This window comes from Mesonia sp. HuA40, from assembly GCF_008017835.1.
GTDB lineage: Bacteria > Bacteroidota > Bacteroidia > Flavobacteriales > Flavobacteriaceae > Mesonia.
Window position 1 is genome coordinate 99,633 of record NZ_VRLT01000059.1, and the last position, 19,890, is coordinate 119,522.

General features: G+C 34.9%; 17 protein-coding genes. 9 read left to right on the plus strand and 8 right to left on the minus strand.

The window, feature by feature from the left end; translation table 11 throughout:
• Positions 1-30: 30 nt before the first annotated feature.
• The 4 genes from FT993_RS10175 to gcvT form a co-directional block, all read right to left on the minus strand.
• On the minus strand, positions 31-753 hold the full coding sequence (locus tag FT993_RS10175) for a YebC/PmpR family DNA-binding transcriptional regulator (protein WP_147862444.1): 723 nt from the start codon (positions 751-753) through the stop codon (positions 31-33).
• A 70-nt stretch (positions 754-823) separates the two neighbouring features.
• Entirely contained in the window at positions 824-1,111 is a 288-nt protein-coding gene (locus FT993_RS10180; RefSeq protein WP_147862445.1) for a 4a-hydroxytetrahydrobiopterin dehydratase, read from the minus strand.
• 147 nt (positions 1,112-1,258) lie between these two features.
• Complete coding sequence (locus FT993_RS10185) at positions 1,259-2,089, minus strand: sugar nucleotide-binding protein (RefSeq protein ID WP_147862446.1); 831 nt, start codon at positions 2,087-2,089, stop codon at positions 1,259-1,261.
• A gap of 111 nt (positions 2,090-2,200) precedes the next feature.
• The gene (gene gcvT / locus FT993_RS10190) at positions 2,201-3,283 is read right to left on the minus strand and encodes a glycine cleavage system aminomethyltransferase GcvT (protein WP_147862447.1); all 1,083 of its coding nucleotides are present in this window, start codon (positions 3,281-3,283) and stop codon (positions 2,201-2,203) included.
• 148 nt (positions 3,284-3,431) lie between these two features.
• Between gcvT and FT993_RS10195 the strand changes: the two genes are divergently transcribed.
• The 3 genes from FT993_RS10195 to FT993_RS10205 are packed head-to-tail and all read left to right on the plus strand — an operon-like array spanning position 3,432 to position 6,938.
• Positions 3,432-4,967 (plus strand): NAD(P)H-hydrate dehydratase, encoded by a 1,536-nt coding sequence (locus FT993_RS10195; RefSeq protein ID WP_147862448.1) that lies wholly within the window; start codon positions 3,432-3,434, stop codon positions 4,965-4,967.
• Positions 4,968-5,009: 42 nt separating this feature from the next.
• Positions 5,010-6,524, plus strand: a complete 1,515-nt coding sequence (hutH, locus tag FT993_RS10200; RefSeq protein WP_147862449.1) for a histidine ammonia-lyase — start codon at positions 5,010-5,012, stop codon at positions 6,522-6,524.
• Between the two features lie 42 nt (positions 6,525-6,566).
• The gene (locus tag FT993_RS10205; protein ID WP_147862450.1) at positions 6,567-6,938 is read left to right on the plus strand and encodes a hypothetical protein; all 372 of its coding nucleotides are present in this window, start codon (positions 6,567-6,569) and stop codon (positions 6,936-6,938) included.
• A 77-nt stretch (positions 6,939-7,015) separates the two neighbouring features.
• Here the strand turns inward: FT993_RS10205 and FT993_RS10210 are convergent, their stop codons facing one another.
• Positions 7,016-9,586, minus strand: coding sequence for an ATP-dependent Clp protease ATP-binding subunit (locus FT993_RS10210; protein ID WP_147862451.1), 2,571 nt, complete (start codon positions 9,584-9,586; stop codon positions 7,016-7,018).
• A gap of 237 nt (positions 9,587-9,823) precedes the next feature.
• Here FT993_RS10210 and gyrA point away from each other — a divergent pair, with 237 nt between their 5' ends.
• Positions 9,824-12,397, plus strand: a complete 2,574-nt coding sequence (gyrA, locus tag FT993_RS10215; RefSeq protein ID WP_147862452.1) for a DNA gyrase subunit A — start codon at positions 9,824-9,826, stop codon at positions 12,395-12,397.
• A 21-nt stretch (positions 12,398-12,418) separates the two neighbouring features.
• Complete coding sequence (locus tag FT993_RS10220; protein WP_147862453.1) at positions 12,419-13,666, plus strand: tetratricopeptide repeat protein; 1,248 nt, start codon at positions 12,419-12,421, stop codon at positions 13,664-13,666.
• 50 nt (positions 13,667-13,716) lie between these two features.
• Here FT993_RS10220 and FT993_RS10225 read toward each other — a convergent pair whose 3' ends face one another.
• Together FT993_RS10225 and FT993_RS10230 are read right to left on the minus strand one after the other, a co-directional pair.
• On the minus strand, positions 13,717-14,466 hold the full coding sequence (locus FT993_RS10225; RefSeq protein ID WP_147862454.1) for a C40 family peptidase: 750 nt from the start codon (positions 14,464-14,466) through the stop codon (positions 13,717-13,719).
• Between the two features lie 10 nt (positions 14,467-14,476).
• Complete coding sequence (locus FT993_RS10230) at positions 14,477-15,658, minus strand: acetyl-CoA C-acyltransferase (protein WP_147862455.1); 1,182 nt, start codon at positions 15,656-15,658, stop codon at positions 14,477-14,479.
• Between the two features lie 112 nt (positions 15,659-15,770).
• Between FT993_RS10230 and FT993_RS10235 the strand changes: the two genes are divergently transcribed.
• The 4 genes from FT993_RS10235 to FT993_RS10250 are packed head-to-tail and all read left to right on the plus strand — an operon-like array spanning position 15,771 to position 19,513.
• Positions 15,771-17,828, plus strand: a complete 2,058-nt coding sequence (locus FT993_RS10235; RefSeq protein ID WP_147862456.1) for an HD family phosphohydrolase — start codon at positions 15,771-15,773, stop codon at positions 17,826-17,828.
• Between the two features lie 5 nt (positions 17,829-17,833).
• Positions 17,834-18,697 carry a DUF72 domain-containing protein gene (locus FT993_RS10240; RefSeq protein ID WP_147862457.1) on the plus strand — a complete coding sequence of 288 codons (864 nt, stop codon included), beginning with the start codon at positions 17,834-17,836 and terminating at the stop codon, positions 18,695-18,697.
• A complete protein-coding gene (locus FT993_RS10245) occupies positions 18,694-19,137 on the plus strand; it encodes an NUDIX hydrolase (RefSeq protein WP_147862458.1) in 444 nt (147 codons plus the stop codon). Before FT993_RS10240 ends, FT993_RS10245 begins: the two co-directional genes overlap by 4 nt.
• Complete coding sequence (locus FT993_RS10250; RefSeq protein ID WP_147862459.1) at positions 19,118-19,513, plus strand: acyl-CoA thioesterase; 396 nt, start codon at positions 19,118-19,120, stop codon at positions 19,511-19,513. The genes FT993_RS10245 and FT993_RS10250 overlap by 20 nt, the downstream gene beginning before the upstream one ends.
• Here the strand turns inward: FT993_RS10250 and FT993_RS10255 are convergent, their stop codons facing one another.
• Positions 19,514-19,804, minus strand: coding sequence for a DUF3817 domain-containing protein (locus FT993_RS10255; protein WP_147862460.1), 291 nt, complete (start codon positions 19,802-19,804; stop codon positions 19,514-19,516). It abuts the gene before it with no gap.
• Between the last annotated feature and the right edge of the window lie 86 nt (positions 19,805-19,890).

Here is a 19,890-nt window from a genome sequence, read left to right on the forward strand (position 1 = left end):
ATTTTTGACTCCTTTTTTTATTATAACCAATTAATTTTCGGTGCTTTCTTCCATAGTATGATATACGTTTTGTACATCATCATCTTCTTCTATTTTTTCTATTAGTTTTTCTACATCCGCTTGTTCCTCTGGACTAAGGCTTTTGGTTGTAGTGGGAATTCGCTCAAAACCAGAAGATAAAATTTCAATACCGCGATCTTCTAATTCTTTTTGAATGGCACCAAAACTTTCAAAGGGAGCGTAGATCAAAATACCGTCTTCATCTTCAAAAACCTCTTCTGCACCAAAGTCAATAAATTCAAGCTCCAATTCCTCGGGATCTAACCCGTCTCCTTTAATTCTAAAATTGCACGTGTGGTCAAACAAGAACTCTACAGAACCAGAGGTGCCTAAATTCCCGTTACATTTGTTAAAGTATGATCGGATGTTAGCCACCGTTCTTGTGTTATTGTCGGTTGCTGTTTCAACCAGAATAGCAATTCCGTGTGGAGCATAGCCCTCAAACAAAACTTCTTTGTAATCGCCTTGATTTTTATCGCTAGCCCTTTTAATTGCTCGTTCAATATTGTCTTTAGGCATGTTTACAGATTTTGCATTCTGTATAACAGCGCGCAAGCGGGCATTTGAATCGGGATCGGGTCCGCCTTCTTTCACGGCCATAACAATATCTTTACCTATACGTGTAAAGGCTTTAGACATTGCCGCCCATCTTTTCATTTTACGTGCTTTACGAAATTCAAATGCTCTTCCCATAATTTGTATCCATTGTTCTAGTCGGCAAATTTAACAAAATCTAAAAATTCTAGGTAAATTTTGTTTAAAATTACTCGGTGTCAATTATAGCTTCTATAATTTGTGCTAATTGTATATCCTTTTCTGTTACTCCGCCAGCGTCGTGTGTAGAGAGCGAAATACTTAATTCGTTATAAACGTTGCTCCAATCAGGATGGTGATTTAAAGCTTCGGCTTCAAAAGCTATTCGAGTCATTATAGAAAATGTTTCTTTGAAGTTCTCAAATTCAAACTTGGTTTGTATCGCATTTTCTTGATGCTGCCAACCCTCTAAATCTTTTAATTTATCTTTTATTTCTTGTTCGTTCAATTTTCTCATCGCTTCAGGTTTTTTATTTGCCTTAAAATTAAGAAAGGATGAGCATTATAAATAGGTAAATTCATTATAATTTGTGTAAAAATAGTTTTACATAGGTTTTATTTCTTTCGCTTAAAGCGGAAATAATTAGCGTAGATTAAATTTGTACTAAAACTTTATACTATTAGTAGAATCTGTTATCACCTTATCTAAGTCATATCGAAGATGTTCCGGTAACTTGTTTTTAGTTAATAAGGCTAAATACCTATCTTGATTTGAATTGTAGACTCTTCTTAGTAACGGATTGTCTAAATCTAATTTCTCGCATATTTCTAAAATTAAATCTTCATGGTGAACTAAATTTTTACTGCCCAAATGGTAAACTCCACCATAATGCTGGTTGATCATAAAATGAATTTGTAAACTTAGCATATTTACACTGGCCGCATTTATAATAACCTTAGGAAATACTTCTATAGCTTCCTTGTTTTTATAGTTTTTCAAAATTTCTTGGATTCTAGGCGAATTTAATCCGTAAAGCATAGGTACTCTGGCTATTATATACTTGTAGGTTGGTAAGTGAAAAAGAGCATTCTCTATTTGTATTTGAAACTTGCCGTATATGCTGGTAGAAAAAGTTTTATCGTATTCGTAATTAGGGTAATTAGTAAATGCATCAAATACGTTTGCGGTAGAAAACTGAATGAATTTTGTTTCGTTTTTATTAATATAATGCAATAAAGCTTGATAGTTTTCATGCAGAGCCTTAAAGTCGCCTTTTAAACAATGTATTATTATTTTAGGTTGAATGCTATGAAGTAAATCTTGTATTGGGTCATAATGAAAATTCCAATGAATGTATTGTTGATTTTCATTGTAATAGCGCGCTGGAGTTCGATAAGTACCGTAAACGTTAAAGTAAGGGGATAGTTCTTTGTAAAGCGTTCTACCAATAAAGCCGCTAGCTCCTAAAATTAATATGTTTTTGTTGTTATTAATACTATAAGTCTACTTAATGTAAAAGCTGTTTATCTCTGCTTTGCGCAATCTTTGAAGATTCAAAGGCATAAACAAAAAATAAACAGCTTTGATTGTAATATGAATTATCTACTATTTCTTGTAAAAAGGAGGCTTGGTTATTTCAGCAGCCACACTTTTCTTTCTTATTTGAATTTTTATGGGTGTACCTTCTTTGGCGTGTTCAAGTTTTACATATCCCATCCCTATTGCTTTACCTGTTGAAGGAGACATGGTACCACTAGTTACCACTCCAATTTCTTCACCTTGCTCATCAATTATGCTGTAACCTTTGCGCGGTATACCTTTTTCAGATAATACAAAACCAATTAATTTACGACTTGGTTTTTCTTCTTTTTGCTTTTTAAGCACTTCGTCTCCTATAAACGATTTATTGAATTTTGTAATCCAACCTAAACCAGCTTCTATGGGGGTTGTCTCTTGATCTATATCATTACCATACAGACAAAAACCCATTTCTAATCTTAAGGTATCTCGCGCAGCCAGACCAATTGGCTGAATGCCAAAGTCTTTTCCTGCCTCAAAAACACGTTTCCAAATTTCGGGAGCCTCTTCGTTTTTAAAATAAATTTCAAATCCACCACTTCCGGTGTATCCAGTTGCCGAAATAATAACATTTTCTGCGTCGGCAAATTCACCTACTTCAAAATTATAAAACTTTATAGCGCTTAAATCAATAGGGGTAAGTGCTTGCATCGCTTCAATAGACTTAGGACCTTGAATAGCCAATAAAGAATACTCATTAGAAATATCTTTAATATCTGCATCTACGGTGTTATTTTCTGCTATCCAGTTCCAATCTTTTTCGATATTAGACGCGTTTACAACCAATAGATATTTTTCACTATTAAACCTATAAATAATCAAATCATCTATGATACCGCCTTTGTGGTTTGTCAAGCAAGAATACTGTGCTTTGCCATCTACTAGCTTTGAAGCATCATTGGTGGTAAGTTTTTGTATTAGGGTCAGCGCATTTGGTCCGCTTATTAAAAATTCTCCCATATGAGATACATCAAAAACACCTAAGTTTTCGCGTACGTTTTGATGTTCTTCATTAACTCCAGCATAAGATACAGGCATCTCAAAACCAGCATAGGGAACCATTTTTGCCCCCAAATCTTTATGTATTGAATTTAAAGCTGTTTTTTTCATTGATTTAAAAAATTTTAGCAAAGGTAGTTGTTTGTAGCAGCATGACCAAGTATTTAGCTTTAAGAAAAATCGGCATTTGCTCCTCCTATTAGCTTAGTATTAAATATGAATTCCTATAAAGAATAGTATATTTGTACAAAACCAGATTATGAAAATTTTTAGTGCAAAACAATTATATCAAGCCGAAGAAATCACCCAGAAAAACCAGGAAATTGACGGGATACAGTTAATGGAAAGAGCTGGTACTAGTGCTTTTGAACAAATTCATGCTAGATTGGGAAAAGCTGCCGTGCAAATCAAAGTTTTTTGCGGTGTTGGAAATAATGGCGGAGATGGCTTAGTCATAGCAAGAAAATTGATTGAAAAAGGATACGCCGTACAGGTGTTTATCATAAATTATTCAGAACAAAGAACAGCAGGATTTTTATCTAATTATAATGCCATTAAAGAGCTATTGAATAAATGGCCTGTGATGGTGAACGAAGAATCTGATCTTCCCACCGTTCAAGCCAATGATGTGGTAATTGATGCTATTTTTGGAATTGGCTTAAACCGACCCTTAGCTTCTTGGGTAAATAATATTATAACTCATATAAATGAAGCTGGCGCTTATACCTTTGCTATAGATGTGCCATCGGGTATGCAATTAGATAGTTACATCTCACAACAACCTATTTTAAGGGCTAATTACACCCTTACTTTTCAAGCTGCAAAATTGCCATTTTTTCTACCCGAAACTGCACCTTATGCTGGCAATATTCAAATTATAGATATTGGTTTAGATCAGCAATTTTTACACAATCAAAAAGCGGTTGCAACCTTAATTACTAAAGAACAAGCGGCTGCTTTATACCAACCTAGATCGCGTTTTTCTCATAAAGGAGATTATGGGCATGCTTATGTAATTGGTGGTAAATATGGTATGATTGGAAGTGTGATTTTAGCCACAAAGGCAGCCTTAAGAATAGGAGCTGGAAAAGTTACTGCTGTAGTACCTACTTGTGCTTATATACCTTTACAAACGGCTAATCCAGAGGTGATGGTGAAAACCGTAGCACACGACGAATATCTTGTAGAGGATAATTTTGAGTTCTCAAATAAGGATAGAATTTGTTTTGGTGTAGGAGCAGGGCAAGAAGAGAAATCTATCGAGATGTTTACAACCTTGCTACATCAAGTAAAAACTCCTATAGTAATAGACGCAGATGGTATCAATATGCTCGGTAAAGCTCCTGAGCTATTAAAATTAATTCCAGAGAAATCTATATTAACCCCACATCCTAAGGAGCTTTTAAATTTAATTGGAGAATGGGATGATGACTTTGATAAAATCCGTAAAGTTAAAGCTTTTTCAAAAAAATACAGAGTTAGTGTGGTAATAAAAGGTACTTACACCTTGACCGTTAGCGGTGAACATGTTTATATAAATACTAACGGTAACCCGGGCATGGCAACAGCAGGAAGTGGCGATGTATTGTCGGGTATTTTAGTGGGATTATTAGCCCAAGGTTATGACCCCGCCATTAGTTGTGTTTTTGGTGTCTATATCCATGCTTTAGCAGGAGATTTAGCCATACAAAATACCATACCAGATGCGCTTTTGGCCTCAGACATAATTGCTCATCAAGGTAAAGCCTTACGTTATCTGTTTGAAAAACCCCAAGAAACAAAGAATTCAAAATAATTGACCTTACAACCCAGCGATGGGTTAATTTTAAAATTTAAAATGAAACAAACACATTACATCAGTAAAGATATTTTAGACCTACCTAAAATACAGCAAATTATAACTCAATCTTATAAAATAGATCTTAGTGAAGAAGCGAAAAGCGCTATAAATAAGGCTAGAAAATACTTAGATAATAAACTAGCTGAAAGCGAAAGACCTTTTTACGGAATTAATACCGGATTTGGTTCTCTCTGCAACGTGAAAATCTCAAAAGAAAAATTGGCTCAGTTGCAGGAGAATTTAGTAGTTTCTCATGCGTGCGGGACCGGTGATGTTATTGATTCTGAAATAGTGAAAATTATGCTTTTGCTGAAGATTCAATCTTTAAGCTATGGGCATTCAGGTGTTTCTATGTCTACCGTAGAGCGATTGATGTTTTTTTTTAATAATGATATCTTACCCGTTGTATATGAACAAGGATCTTTAGGGGCATCTGGAGATTTATCACCTTTAGCGCATTTATGTTTACCTCTTTTAGGTAAAGGAGAAGCTTGGTATAAGGGCGAACGATTAACAGGTGAAGAAATTTTAAAGAAACATAATCTTGAACCACTGGTTTTACAGTCAAAAGAAGGACTAGCATTGCTAAACGGAACCCAGTTTATGAGTGCACATGCTGTTTATGCTTTAATAAAAACCTATAAGTTAAGTTATATGGCAGATGCCATAAGTGCTGCCTCCTTAGACGGATTTGATTGTAATTTATCACCGTTTAATGAGTTGGTTCATTATGTGAGACCACATCGAGGACAGATTAAAACGGCCGAACGTATGCTTGATTTCCTTGACGGAAGTGAAATTGCACAACAAACCAAAGAAAGTGTACAAGATCCTTATTCTTTTCGATGCATCCCGCAAGTTCACGGAGCTAGTAAAGATACCTTGCGTTTTGTACACAAAACAGTAAAAACTGAGATTAATAGTGTAACCGATAATCCGAATATTTTTGTTGAAGAAGATGAAATTATTTCAGGAGGCAACTTTCACGGACAGCCATTAGCATTGGGAATGGATTATTTAGCTATTGCTTGCGCGGAATTAGCCAATATTTCTGAAAGACGAATTTATCAATTGGTTTCGGGTTTAAGACAGCTTCCTATGTTTTTGGTGAATGACCCAGGCTTGAATAACGGTTTTATGATTCCGCAGTATACTGCAGCTAGTATTGTGAGTCAAAATAAACAACTTTGTACCCCGGCAAGTATAGATTCTATCGTTTCTTCAAATGGTCAAGAAGATCACGTAAGTATGGGGGCTAACTCAGCTACAAAATTAATTAAAGTGGTTGATAATCTAGCTACAGTGTTGGCAATTGAACTTTTTAACGCCTCTCAGGCCTTGTATTTTAGAGCGCCTTTAAAATCTTCTCCATTTGTAGAGCAATTAATCACGGCGTTTAGAACTGAGGTGCCCGTGGTTAAACAAGATAAGGTAATGGCAAATGAGATCCATAAAGCGGTAGACTTTATAAATCAGTTTACAATTGATGAAGACTTGTTGTTTTGCAGTTAAAAATATTCATTAACTTAGAGCTTAATTGTAAAATTATATATTTTGAAAAATAAAATTATTTTAATGTTAGGCTTTTTCTTTGTGAGTTACAATTTATTCTCTCAAATAGACTCAACCAAGACATCTTTTATATTTAATAAATCGATAGAAAATGCGGTTTTAATAGATAACTCTAGTTTAGGAAATATGATATTCGTAGAGAAAAATAGAAAAAATGTTAATTCTAAAATCCTAATTTATCATAATAATAAATTTTATCAATTTGATAATTATATAGACAGTTTAAAGTTAAAAGAAAATATTAAATTTAGGATTTTACGAGGTGAGGAGCTGAAGGAATTTTTATATAATAAAATTAATACAGTTATACTTACAGAATCCGATTATACAATCCATAAAAAACAGAAGAATTAAGTTTAGTTATGTAAGGTTTAAAATTAAAAAGCCTCAACTTTAAAAGTTGAGGCTTTTTAATTTTATTATACCTTAAACTAAGAGTCTTCCTGTTGTTCTGGTGTTTCTTTTTTAGTGATTCTTACAACAAGTTGTTTGTTGTCTTCATTTAAATCCATAACTACATGGTCTCCCTCTTTTAATTTGGTATTTATAATTTCTTCCGCCAAGGCATCTTCAACGTATTTTTGAATTGCTCTTTTCAACGGTCTAGCACCATATTGCTGATCAAAACCTTTATCGGCGATATAATCTTTGGCTTTCTCTGTGAGCTCTAGATTGTAACCTAAATCTTTAACGCGAGTAAATAGTTTAGCAAGCTCAATATCTATAATCTTATGAATATCTTGTCGCTCTAGGGCATTAAAAATAACCACATCATCGATTCGATTTAAAAATTCTGGTGCAAAAGCTTTCTTTAGCGCATTTTCAATAATACTTTTTGTATTAGCATCGGCTTGCTCTTTTCTCGCTTTGGTGCCAAACCCAACACCTTGACCAAAATCTTTTAATTTACGCGCACCGATATTTGACGTCATGATGATAATCGTATTTCTAAAATCTATTTTACGTCCAAGACTATCGGTTAAATAACCATCATCCAAAACTTGAAGCAACATATTAAATACATCTGGATGTGCTTTTTCAACTTCATCAAGAAGAATAACGGCATAAGGTTTTCTTCGTACTTTTTCGGTTAGTTGACCGCCTTCTTCGTAACCAACATATCCTGGAGGAGCACCAACTAAACGTGAAATAGCAAATTTCTCCATATATTCACTCATGTCTATTCGAATAAGCGTATCCTCATTATCAAAAAGTTCTTTGGCTAGCACTTTGGCTAACTGAGTCTTACCTACACCTGTTTGTCCCAAAAAGATAAATGATCCAATAGGCTTGTTAGGGTCTTTTAAGCCTGCACGGTTACGTTGTATGGCTTTAACTACTTTAGATACTGCTTGATCTTGGCCAATAACCTTTCCTTTGATTCGGTCTGGTAAATTGGCTAATTTATTGCTTTCGGTTTGGGCAATACGATTAACAGGGATACCGGTCATCATTGAGACCACATCAGCTACATTTTCTTCATTTACAAGCTCTCTGTGTTTTTTACTTTCTTCTTCCCATTTTTCTTGTGCAACCTGTAGTTCTTGTTCTAAGTTCTTTTCGTCATCACGGAGCTTAGCAGCCTCTTCATATTTCTGTTTTTTTACCACAGAGGTTTTAGTTTCTCTCACCTTTTCAAGTTGGCGTTCGAGATCTAAAATGCGTTTAGGCACCTCAATATTGGTGATATGTACACGCGATCCTGCCTCGTCTAATGCATCTATGGCTTTATCGGGTAAGAACCTGTCGGTCATGTAACGATTTGTTAATTTGACACAAGCCTCAATAGCTTCGGGAGTATAGGTCACATTGTGGTGCGACTCATATTTTGGTTTAATGTTATTTAGAATTTCTATGGTTTCATTTACCGTAGTAGGTTCTATGATAACTTTTTGGAATCTACGTTCTAATGCACCATCTTTTTCTATGTGTTGTCTGTATTCGTCTAAAGTTGTGGCCCCTATGCATTGTAATTCACCACGTGCTAATGCAGGTTTAAACATATTACTAGCGTCTAAACTGCCTGTTGCTCCACCGGCTCCCACAATGGTATGAATTTCATCAATGAAAAGAATGATATCATCATTTTTTTCTAATTCATTCATCACTGCTTTCATACGTTCTTCAAATTGACCGCGGTACTTTGTACCCGCCACTAAGCTTGCTAAATCTAAGGTTACCACGCGTTTATCAAACAAAATTCTCGAAACTTTACGTTGTACAATCCGTAAAGCTAAACCTTCTGCAATGGCACTTTTACCCACTCCTGGTTCACCTATGAGTAGCGGATTATTCTTTTTTCGTCTACTTAATATTTGCGAAACTCTTTCTATTTCTTTTTCACGACCTACTACGGGGTCTAATTTTCCTTCATCTGCCATAGCGGTTAAATCGCGACCGAAATTATCGAGAACTGGTGTTTTCGATTTTTTATTTACTTTACCTGTTTTTGATCCACTATTTGTGTCAAACGGGTTTTTACGCATACTATCACCTTCACTGGCACCCTCATTCGGGAAATTTGCAGTGGGGGTGGGGTCTATAAAATCGTTATCTTGTGTTATCATAGCTTTAAATTCTCCCTTCACATTATCATAGTCAATTTTCAATTTGTTTAATAATTTGGTGGTCGGGTCGTTTTCATTTCTTAAAATACACAGCAATAAATGCGCGGTGTTAATTGTTGAGCTTTGAAAAAGTTTAGCTTCTAAAAAAGTTGTTTTCAAAGCGCGTTCTGCTTGCCTTGTAAGATGAAGGTTTTTTTTCTCGTTGCTTATAAATGCGTTATCGGGGTTTGCCGGACTTAAAATCTCAACCTTACGCCGAAGTAAATCTAAATCAATTTCTAATGCTTCTAAAATATCTATAGCTTTTCCGTTTCCATCACGAATTAATCCTAGCACCAAGTGCTCTGTTCCTATGAAATCGTGGCCTAAGCGCAGAGCTTCCTCTTTACTGTATGTAATTACATCTTTTACTCGGGGTGAAAAATTATCGTCCATAATTCAAAATATTCCTTTTCTCAAAAATTCAATTTACCTATTTCAAAAAGCATTCCTTTTTTTAGGCTACATGCTAAGAGACAAAATAAATGGCAGAAATCAAAAAAATACGTGACAAAATTACATTCGAAAGCCTATAAAACTTTGTTAATAATTTTGCGGCAAAAGGCTTTAAAACCAAGCCAAATTTGCTTACATTGGCACGTTAGAAAAATTAAACTATAATATACTAGATTTATGGCTGAAGGAGAAAAGTTAATTCCTATTAATATTGAGGAAGAAATGAAATCGGCTTACATAGATTATTCTATGTCGGTTATTGTTTCCCGTGCTTTACCCGATGTACGTGACGGATTAAAGCCCGTACACCGTAGAGTTTTGTTTGGAATGTATGAGTTAGGTGTACTCTCAAACCGAGCCTATAAAAAATCAGCAAGAATTGTGGGAGAGGTGTTAGGTAAATATCACCCTCACGGAGATACTTCAGTTTACGATACTATGGTGCGTATGGCGCAAGAGTGGAGTTTACGTTATATGTTGGTAGATGGTCAGGGTAACTTTGGTTCTGTAGATGGAGATAGCCCCGCTGCGATGCGTTATACAGAGGCAAGAATGCGAAAAATTAGTGAAGAGATGTTGGCCGATATTGATAAAGATACGGTTGATCATTCTTTAAACTTTGACGATACCTTAAAAGAGCCTACTGTATTACCTACTCGAATTCCGAATTTATTGGTGAATGGGGCAAGTGGTATTGCCGTGGGTATGGCTACAAATATGCCACCGCATAACCTAACCGAAGTTGTGGATGGGACCGTGGCCTACATCGATAATCCTGAAATTGAAGTAGACGAACTTATGGAACATGTAAAAGCTCCTGATTTTCCTACAGGTGGTATTATTTATGGGTATGATGGAGTTCGTGAAGCGTTTAAAACAGGTAGAGGACGTGTAGTGATGCGTGCCAAAGCTACTTTTGAAGAGGTTAAAGGACGTGAGTGTATAGTGGTTACAGAAATTCCTTACCAAGTCAATAAAGCAGATATGATTAAGAAAACTGCAGACATGGTTAACGACAAAAAAATAGAAGGTATTTCGTTAATTCGAGATGAGTCTGACAGAAATGGGATGCGTATTGTATATATACTTAAACGTGATGCAATCCCTAATATAGTCCTTAATTTACTATATAAACATACGGCCCTACAGTCTACTTTTAGTGTGAATAATATCGCTTTAGTGAAGGGAAGACCGCAAATGCTGAATTTAAAAGATATGATTCAGTATTTCGTAGAACACCGCCACGAAGTAGTGGTAAGAAGAACCGAGTTCGAATTAAAGAAGGCCCAAGATAGAGCTCACATTTTAGAAGGCTTAATTATAGCATCAGATAATATTGATGAAGTTATTGCTTTAATAAGAAGCTCATCAAATGCCGAGGAAGCGAGACAAAAATTAATAGATCGTTTTGAGTTAAGTGAACTCCAAGCCAAGGCCATTGTTGAAATGCGATTAAGACAGTTAACTGGTCTAGAGCAAGATAAACTAAGGGCAGAATATGAAGATTTAATGAAAACCATTGAGGAATTGAAAGCTATATTAGCTAGCAAGGAAAAGAGAATGGAGATTATTAAAGAAGAATTGCTTGAAGTAAAAGAAAAATATGGAGATGAACGCAGATCTGAGATTAATTTCGCTGGAGGCGATTTGAGTATCGAAGATATGATCCCCGATGAACAAGTTGTGATATCTATCTCTCATGCAGGTTACATTAAACGTACTTCTTTATCTGAATACAAAACCCAAAAGAGAGGTGGTGTAGGATCAAAAGCTAGTACTACCCGTAATGAGGACTTCTTAGAAGATCTATTTGTAGGGACCAACCATCAATATATGTTGTTTTTTACCCAAAAAGGAAAATGTTATTGGATGCGTGTTTACGAAATACCAGAAGGTAGCAAATCCTCCAAAGGTAGAGCTATCCAAAACTTAATTAATATTGATCCAGAAGATAAAATAAAAGCCTTTATTTGTACGCAAGACCTTAAAGATGAAGATTACATAAACGGACATTATGTCATAATGGCAACTAAAAAAGGTCAGGTTAAGAAAACATCATTAGAGCAATATTCAAGACCTCGAGCCAATGGTATTAATGCCATAACTATTAAAGAAGGTGATGAATTGCTTTCTGCAAAATTAACTAATGGAGACAGTGATGTAATGCTTGCTCTTAAAAGCGGTAAATGTATCCGATTCGAAGAAAATAAAACCAGACCTATGGGACGAAATGCCTCCGGTGTACGCGGAATTACCTTGGGTCATGATAAAGATGAAGTGGTTGGCATGATTACCATTGAAAATCCTGACGAAGAAACTGTTTTAGTGGTTTCAGAGAACGGATATGGTAAACGAACATTTATTCAAGATCCTGAGAATGGTGAAGATATTTATCGTGTAACCAATAGAGGTGGAAAAGGGGTTAAAACCATTTCTATAACCGAGAAAACGGGTGAGCTGGTTACCATAAAAAGCGTGACCGATAATGACGATTTAATGATTATTAATAAATCTGGATTAGCCATTCGTATTGAGGTTAAAAACTTAAGAACTATGGGAAGGGCTACTCAAGGAGTTCGTTTAATTAACCTAAAAGGTGATGACTCTATTGCTGCGGTGGCAAAGGTGGCAAATGAAGAGGAAGAGGAAACATTAGAGGAAATCAACCCAATTGAATCTGGGCTTGACAATGAAGCTCAAGATGGGGCCAATGAAAATGGCACAACTATTGAATCAGATGATGAAAAATAATTTATTAGCAATTTATTAATTATGAAAAAGAGTATAATTACTATAGGTTTAGCTTTTTTAACCGTGGGCGCATTTGCTCAGAAAAAAGAGATAAAGAATGCGCTTAAGGCTACCGAAGCAGGAAAATATAGTGAAGCAAAAAACTTACTACAATCTGTGGAAAGCATGGTGGCAACTGAAAAAGATAAAGTTAAAGCAGACTTTTACTTAGCAAAAGGAAATGCTTTTATGGGAGATCCAAAGGCCACTACAGACAATACATCAGAATTGGTCATTGCTGCTAAGGCATTTAAAAAAGCAATTGACTTAGGTGAAAAAGATGCAGAACAGAAATTAGCATTGCTTAAAGCTAAAATGATTAATTCTGCTGTTGAAGATCAGAAAGCTTCAAAATTTAGTGAAGGTTCTAAAAAATTGATTGCCTTATATGAGTTAGACAAAAGCGATACATTGAGCTTGTATAATGCAGCTAGTCTAGCTGTGGCAGGAAAAGATTATGACAAGGCATTAGAGTATTACCTACAGCTTGACGAAATGGGGTATGAAGGTACTAGTACTATTTATACAGCCGTAAATAAAGAAACTAATGAAGTAGAATCTTTTGCTAACAAAAATCAACGAGATATTTATTTAAAATCAGGAACTCATATCAAACCTGAAACAAAGCAATCTGAATCGAAAAGACCAGAGATTATTAAAAACATCGCCCTTATTTATGTTGAGCAAGGCAATCAAGAAAAAGCTATGACTGCTATTGCAAAGGCAAAAGAAGAAAGCCCGAATGATACTGCATTATTGCTATCTGAAGCCGATATTTATCACAAAATGGATAAGATGGATAAATATTCTGAAACAGTAGAAAGAGTTCTTGAAATTGAACCAAACAATCCTGTATTGTACTATAATCTTGGTGTAAGCTCAATGAGTATGGGGGCTACACAAAAAGCCATTAATTACTATAAGCAAGCTATTAAGTTAGACCCAGACTTTACTAATGCTTATGTAAATCTTGCTTCAGCGATACTTGATCAAGAGAAGCCAATTGTTGAGGAAATGAACAAACTAGGAATGTCTGATGCCGACACTAGAAAATACAATAAATTACAAGAACAGCGCCTTGAGTTATACAAAAAGGCAGTGCCTTATCTAGAAAAGGTGTTAGAAAAGGAAGAGAAGGGGACTGGCTTACGTCAACAGGCTACCCAAACCTTAAAACAGATATATAGTTTGTTAGGGGAAACCCAAAAAGCTAAAGCTTTACAAGACTAATAAATTTGTGAAGTAATCATAAAAAAATCGGGTTTTATAACCCGATTTTTTTATATAATCTTTTTTATAACTCTTAGATTATGGGAATACCTATTAGTATTTACATTAAATATTCCGGTGTGATCAATTCTGTCAATTCGTACTTTCCCGTGGGCGTGAATAATATAATTATCGGGCATTATAATTCCCACGTGTATAATATTACCCTCTTGATTATCAAAAAAAGCAAGGTCGCCAGGTTCACTTTCTTCCACAAAACTTAATGCTTCACCTTGCTTAGCTTGTTGAGAGGCATCTCTTTTTAAAGTATACCCATTTAATTTATACACCATTTGTGTAAAACCACTACAATCAATCCCGAAAGGTGTTTTGCCACCCCATAAATAAGGAGCATTCAAGTATAACGTGGCGGTGGAAAGCAGATTTTTCTTTGGTTGAACCCCTGCTATTCTTCGACCTTCATACTCACTCTTAAACCAGTGTAAGTTTTTAACGCTAGCCCCTAATGTTATAGGAGTTAGTTGCTTAAAAGAATCTTGAATATAATCAATTAAGTCGGCAGCAAATTCAGGACTTTGTTTTTCAATTTCTTCAAATTGCACTTGGCTTATTTCATTAAAATGAAGTATGTCTAGCCATCCCTCATATCCGTCAAAGGCAATTCTTATTTTCACCCACTTTCTTCTAATTTCAATAAGCTTAAAATGGTCACCATATAAAAGTTGGGTGACCATTTCACTGGTTTCGCTAGGTTCTAGCCTAACAGCAACACTATTTAAAGTACAAATTCCGTAACGCATTTATAAATTCTTAAGCGTTTCTTTCAATTACCATAGCAGAGGCGCCACCACCACCATTACAAATCGCAGCTGCACCTAGTTTGGCATTATTTTGTTCTAAAACATTAATTAAAGTGATAAGGATTCTTACACCGCTGCAGCCTAAAGGATGTCCTAAAGAAACCGCGCCGCCATTTACATTAACCTTATCGTTTTGTATACCTAAAATTTTCATATTGGCTAAACCAACTACAGAAAAAGCTTCGTTAAATTCAAAATAATCAATTTCATCTTGACTTACACCTGCTTTGGTTAAAGCCTTTGGAAGCGCCTTAGCTGGTGCTGTTGTAAACCATTTAGGTTCTTGTGCTGCATCGGCATAGCCTTTTATGATGGCCAAGGGTTTTAAACCTAATGCTTCGGCTTTTTCTCTACTCATTAAAATTACCGCACCTGCACCGTCATTTATAGTTGAAGCATTAGCCGCAGTTACCGTTCCTTCTTTGGTAAAAGCAGGTCTTAGCGCAGCTATTTTATCCATTCTAACATTTTTATACTCCTCATCTTCTTTAACTATAACGGGCTCGCCTTTGCGCTGTGGTACTTCAACAGGTACAATTTCATTGTCAAACTTTCCGCTTTCCCAAGCTTTTTTAGATCTCTCATAAGATTCTATAGCGAACTGGTCTTGATCCTCTCGAGAAAATTCATATTCGTTAGCGCACAAATCGGCACAAACTCCCATGGCATTTTGATCGTATGCATCAACCAAACCGTCTTTTTGCATTCCATCAATCATTTGTGCAGGACCAAATTTAGTTCCTTTTCTTAAATGCAAATAATGTGGTATCTGACTCATGTTTTCCATACCTCCAGCTACAATTACTTCGGCATCACCTAGGGCGATACTTTGTGCAGCTTGCATAACAGTTTTCATTCCACTAGCGCAAACCTTATTTACAGTGGTACAAGGTACGTTTTCTGAGATGCCGGCCGCTAACGCAGCTTGTCTAGCTGGTGCTTGACCGTTACCAGCTTGAACAACATTTCCCATTAAAACTTCTTGCACCTCCTTTGGGTCTAAATTTATTTTTTCTAAAGCGCCTTTAATGGCAATCGCTCCTAATTGTGTGGCCGGAATGCTTGACAAGCTTCCTAAAAAACTACCTATAGGGGTTCTTACCGCACTTACAATAACAACTTCTTTACTCATATTCCTGTATTTTATTTTCAAGTCACGAATTTAACGATTTTCTGTTCAACAACACAATGCTTTTTAAGCATACAAGCTTATTTTTATTACTTTTGAAAGATAAGTATTGAAAATGAAAAAAGTAGTTGACACAATATATAAGAAGCAGGCACTGATTTATAAATTGTTTTTGTACCTCTTTACGGTTGCTCTTATTGTATATCTGTTTCCTAAGGGTAATAAATTTAAATATGAATTAATCAAGGGTAAGCCTTGGCAGTATGAAAATCTTTATGCTCCTTTTGATTTTGCAATTTTAAAAACCGATGATGAGATTGCTGCTGAGAGAGAAGAAATTAGAACGAATCATATTCCTTATTACGATTATGATTCAATAGCTACACAAAGCGTATATAACAGTTTTCCACAACAATTCGATAAGGTTTTTCCAGATACAATTGGTAATGTAAAGAAAAAGTTTCTGCAACAGTCTGGTAATCAAATTTTAAATAAAATCTATCGATACGGTATACTTGTTCAAAACGTCCGATTTAATAGCAATAGTGTTATTTATTTAAAAAAAGGCAATGAAGCGCAAGAGGTGGCATACAAAAAGATTTTAAAACAAGAGAATTTGGGAGATTTTCTTGATGTGCAATTAGAAAAAGCTAAACTAGAAGCTTACCGCCCTTATTATAAAGAGTTATTTTTTAATATACTTAAACCCAATGTTCGATTAAATGAAAATTTAACTCAGCATGATTTGCAATCTAAATTAGAGGCTTTATCGTTTACCAAGGGTAGTATCTCAAAAGGAAGTAAGATTATCGAAAAGGGGGAGGTTATTGATCAGGATAAATTTAGGATACTGGTTTCATTACGTCAAGAATATGAATCTAATTTTTGGGGCGCTACCAGTTATTATATTGTATTAATAGGCCATACCTTATTGGTGGCTTTAGCTTTATTGATGTTATTTTTATTTATTAAAAAATATAGAGAAGAAATATTTGAGAGCAATACCAAAGTCACCTTTATTTTCATAAACATTTTAATTAGTGTTTTTCTAACGGTAACTGTCTTTCGTTTAAATGTAGACTATATTTATGTGGTGCCTCTTTGTATACTTCCATTAACCTTAAAGGCTTTTTTTGATGCCAGGCTGGGTTTATTTACTCACGTGATAACAGTTTTAATTCTTGGTTTTATTGTGCCCAATAGTTACGAGTATATGTTTTTGCAAATTATCGCTGGTATTGTAACTATTCTAACCATTTCTGAATTATACAAGAGAGCTAACTTATTTATTTCTGTAGGGCAAATTACCGCGGTATATATTTTTGCTTATTCGGCATTTACCATTATTCAAGAAGGTGATTTAAGTAAAATAGATTACCAAACTTTATTGGTATTCCTATTAAGTGGATTAGCTACTTTATTCGTTCAGCCTCTCATTTACGCTTACGAGAAATTTTTTGGATTGGTTTCAGATATGTCACTTTTAGAATTATCAGACACCAACAGTAATTTACTAAAAGAACTTTCAAATAAGGCTCCCGGAACTTTTCACCATAGCTTAAATGTGGCCAATTTAGCCGAGGCAGCGGCAAATGAAGTTGGAGCAAATGCGTTATTGGTTAGGGTAGGAGCACTTTATCACGATATAGGAAAAATGACCAATCCTACTATGTTTACTGAAAACCAAACTACTTCGGTAAACCCACACGATGAACTATCGCCAATTGAAAGTGCAGAAATTATTATAAACCACGTTGTTTACGGAATAGAGATCGCTAAAAAACATAATTTACCTGATCGAATAATTGATTTTATCAGAACGCATCACGGTACTACATTGGTTTATTATTTTTATCAAAAAGCCAAAAAAGAAGCTGAGAACAATTTAAAAGGCGTAGCGGCAGAGCAATTTAAATACCCTGGTCCTAAACCCTTTAGTAAAGAAACAGCTATATTAATGATGAGTGACAGCGTTGAAGCCGCTAGCAAGAGTTTAAAAGAACCCACCGCACAACTTATTGATGATTTTGTAGAAAAAATCATTAATAAACAAATGGATCAAGGGCAATTTTTAAATGCCGAAATCACTTTTAAAGAAATACAAAATATTAAGAAGATTTTAAAACGAAAGCTCAAGAATATTTACCATCTTAGGATAGAATATCCAGAATAAGTAAAATGAAATTTGGTAAAATAAAATTTTCTGAAATTGAAAAATTATATCTTCCTAAAGATCATAAGCAAACGCAAAATGTTTTGCATAAGCACAAACCGCAGTCTTTTGAAGAAATTCGAATCGGAGATTCAACTTGGACTAGCTTAAAGCCGAATGGTAAAAAAACAAAGCTATCAGAATATCAAGAAAAATTAAATGCTGTAGAGCTAAACGCCTCTTTTTATAGAAATTGGTCGCCCAATCAATATCAAAAATGGCAAGAACAAGTAGACGATAATTTTAAATTTTGCCCTAAAGTACCTCGGCAAATATCGCATTATAAAAGACTTGATAATTGTGAATTAGAACTGAATTACTTCATCGATGGTATAGCCAATTTAAGCGCTAATTTAGGGGTAACGTTTTTGCAAATGCCAGAGAATTTTCAAGCAAATGAAGTCAACTTACTGCGACTCGCACATTTTATTAAACTTTGGCCATTAGAATTACCATTAGCATTAGAATTGAGAAATCGCTCATGGTTTAAAGAAAAAGATTATGCTGACCAATTGAATAATTTATTGTTAGCCCATAATATAAGTAGCGTTATAACCGATACACCAGGCGAAAGATCTGTTTTACATATGCGATTAACCACAAAAACTGCGTTTATTCGGTTCAATGCTATGAATGATACCATTGATTATGAGAGAATAAATGAGTGGTTAGATAAAATTGAAAACTGGTATTGTAAAGGCCTTAAAAAATTATATTTTTTTATACATCAAGGTGACAATGATAATAAAGAGCTATTACTGTCCTATTTTATTAAAAAATTAAACAAGCAATACCATATTAATATTAAAAATCCTATTGAATTAATATGAGAGAGGAGATTTCAGTCACAACCGATGCTGTGGTTTTTTACAAATCTAATTCAGGCATATCTGTCTTGTTAATTAAGAGAAAAAATCAGCCATTTAAAGACAGCTGGGCATTACCTGGGGGCTTCTTAGAACCTGAAGAAACCCTTAAAAAGGCTTGCGAACGAGAACTAAAAGAAGAAACAGGATTAAAGATTAAAAATTGGACGCAAATTGGGGTTTATGATAAAGTAGATCGTGACCCGAGAAAAAGAATTATCAGTATCGCTTTTGCTTGTTTATTAACACAAAGACCCATAGCAAAAGCTGCCGATGATGCTAAAGAAGTAAGCTGGGAGATTTTACCCATAAGGCAAGATTTTTCTTTAGCCTTTGATCACCAACAAATTATAGAAGACGCAATGTTAAAATTAAATATAAAAAATGAGATTTCACACACGTAAATGGGTTAAACCAGAAGACCTAAATCCTAATGCCACCCTTTTTGGCGGTAGACTTTTAAGTTGGATAGACGAAGAGGCCGCGCTCTATACAGTAGTACAACTAGAAAACCCTAAAACGGTTACCGCTTATATGAGCGAAATTAGTTTTAAAAGTTCTGCCAAACAAGGAGACATTATTGAAATAGGTATTGAAGTCGTGAAGTTTGGAAAAACTTCTATAACGCTAAGAAGCGAAGCCAGAAACATGATGACAAGAGAAACTATTCTGGTTGTAGATCAGATAATCATGGTTAACTTAGGCCAAGATGGAAAGCCAATCCCTCACGGTAAAAGCAAGGTCGAGTTTGTGCGAGATCGGCTTAAAACAGAAAAATAATTATTTAGTATTGGGTAAAAATTTTTTATCGGCATAAAATGGGCCAAAGGGTAAAATAGAGCAAATTATCACAATAGCTAATGTTTTTAATGACCAGTTTAGTTTTTCATACATCCAGTATGCACCCATTACATATAAAACAAAAAGTACGCCGTGGGCCATACCAACTGTGCTAACCATTTCTGGACTATTAAACATATATTTTAAAGGCATTGCAATTAATAGTAATACTAAGAAAGATATAGCCTCTAAAATGCTTATCCACCTGAAAACCCGAATAAATCTATCCATAATTTTTTAATGCAAAGATACAATATTCAATATGCATAAATAGTATAACAAACTAAATAATTACTCGCATAATTTAGTATGTTTGT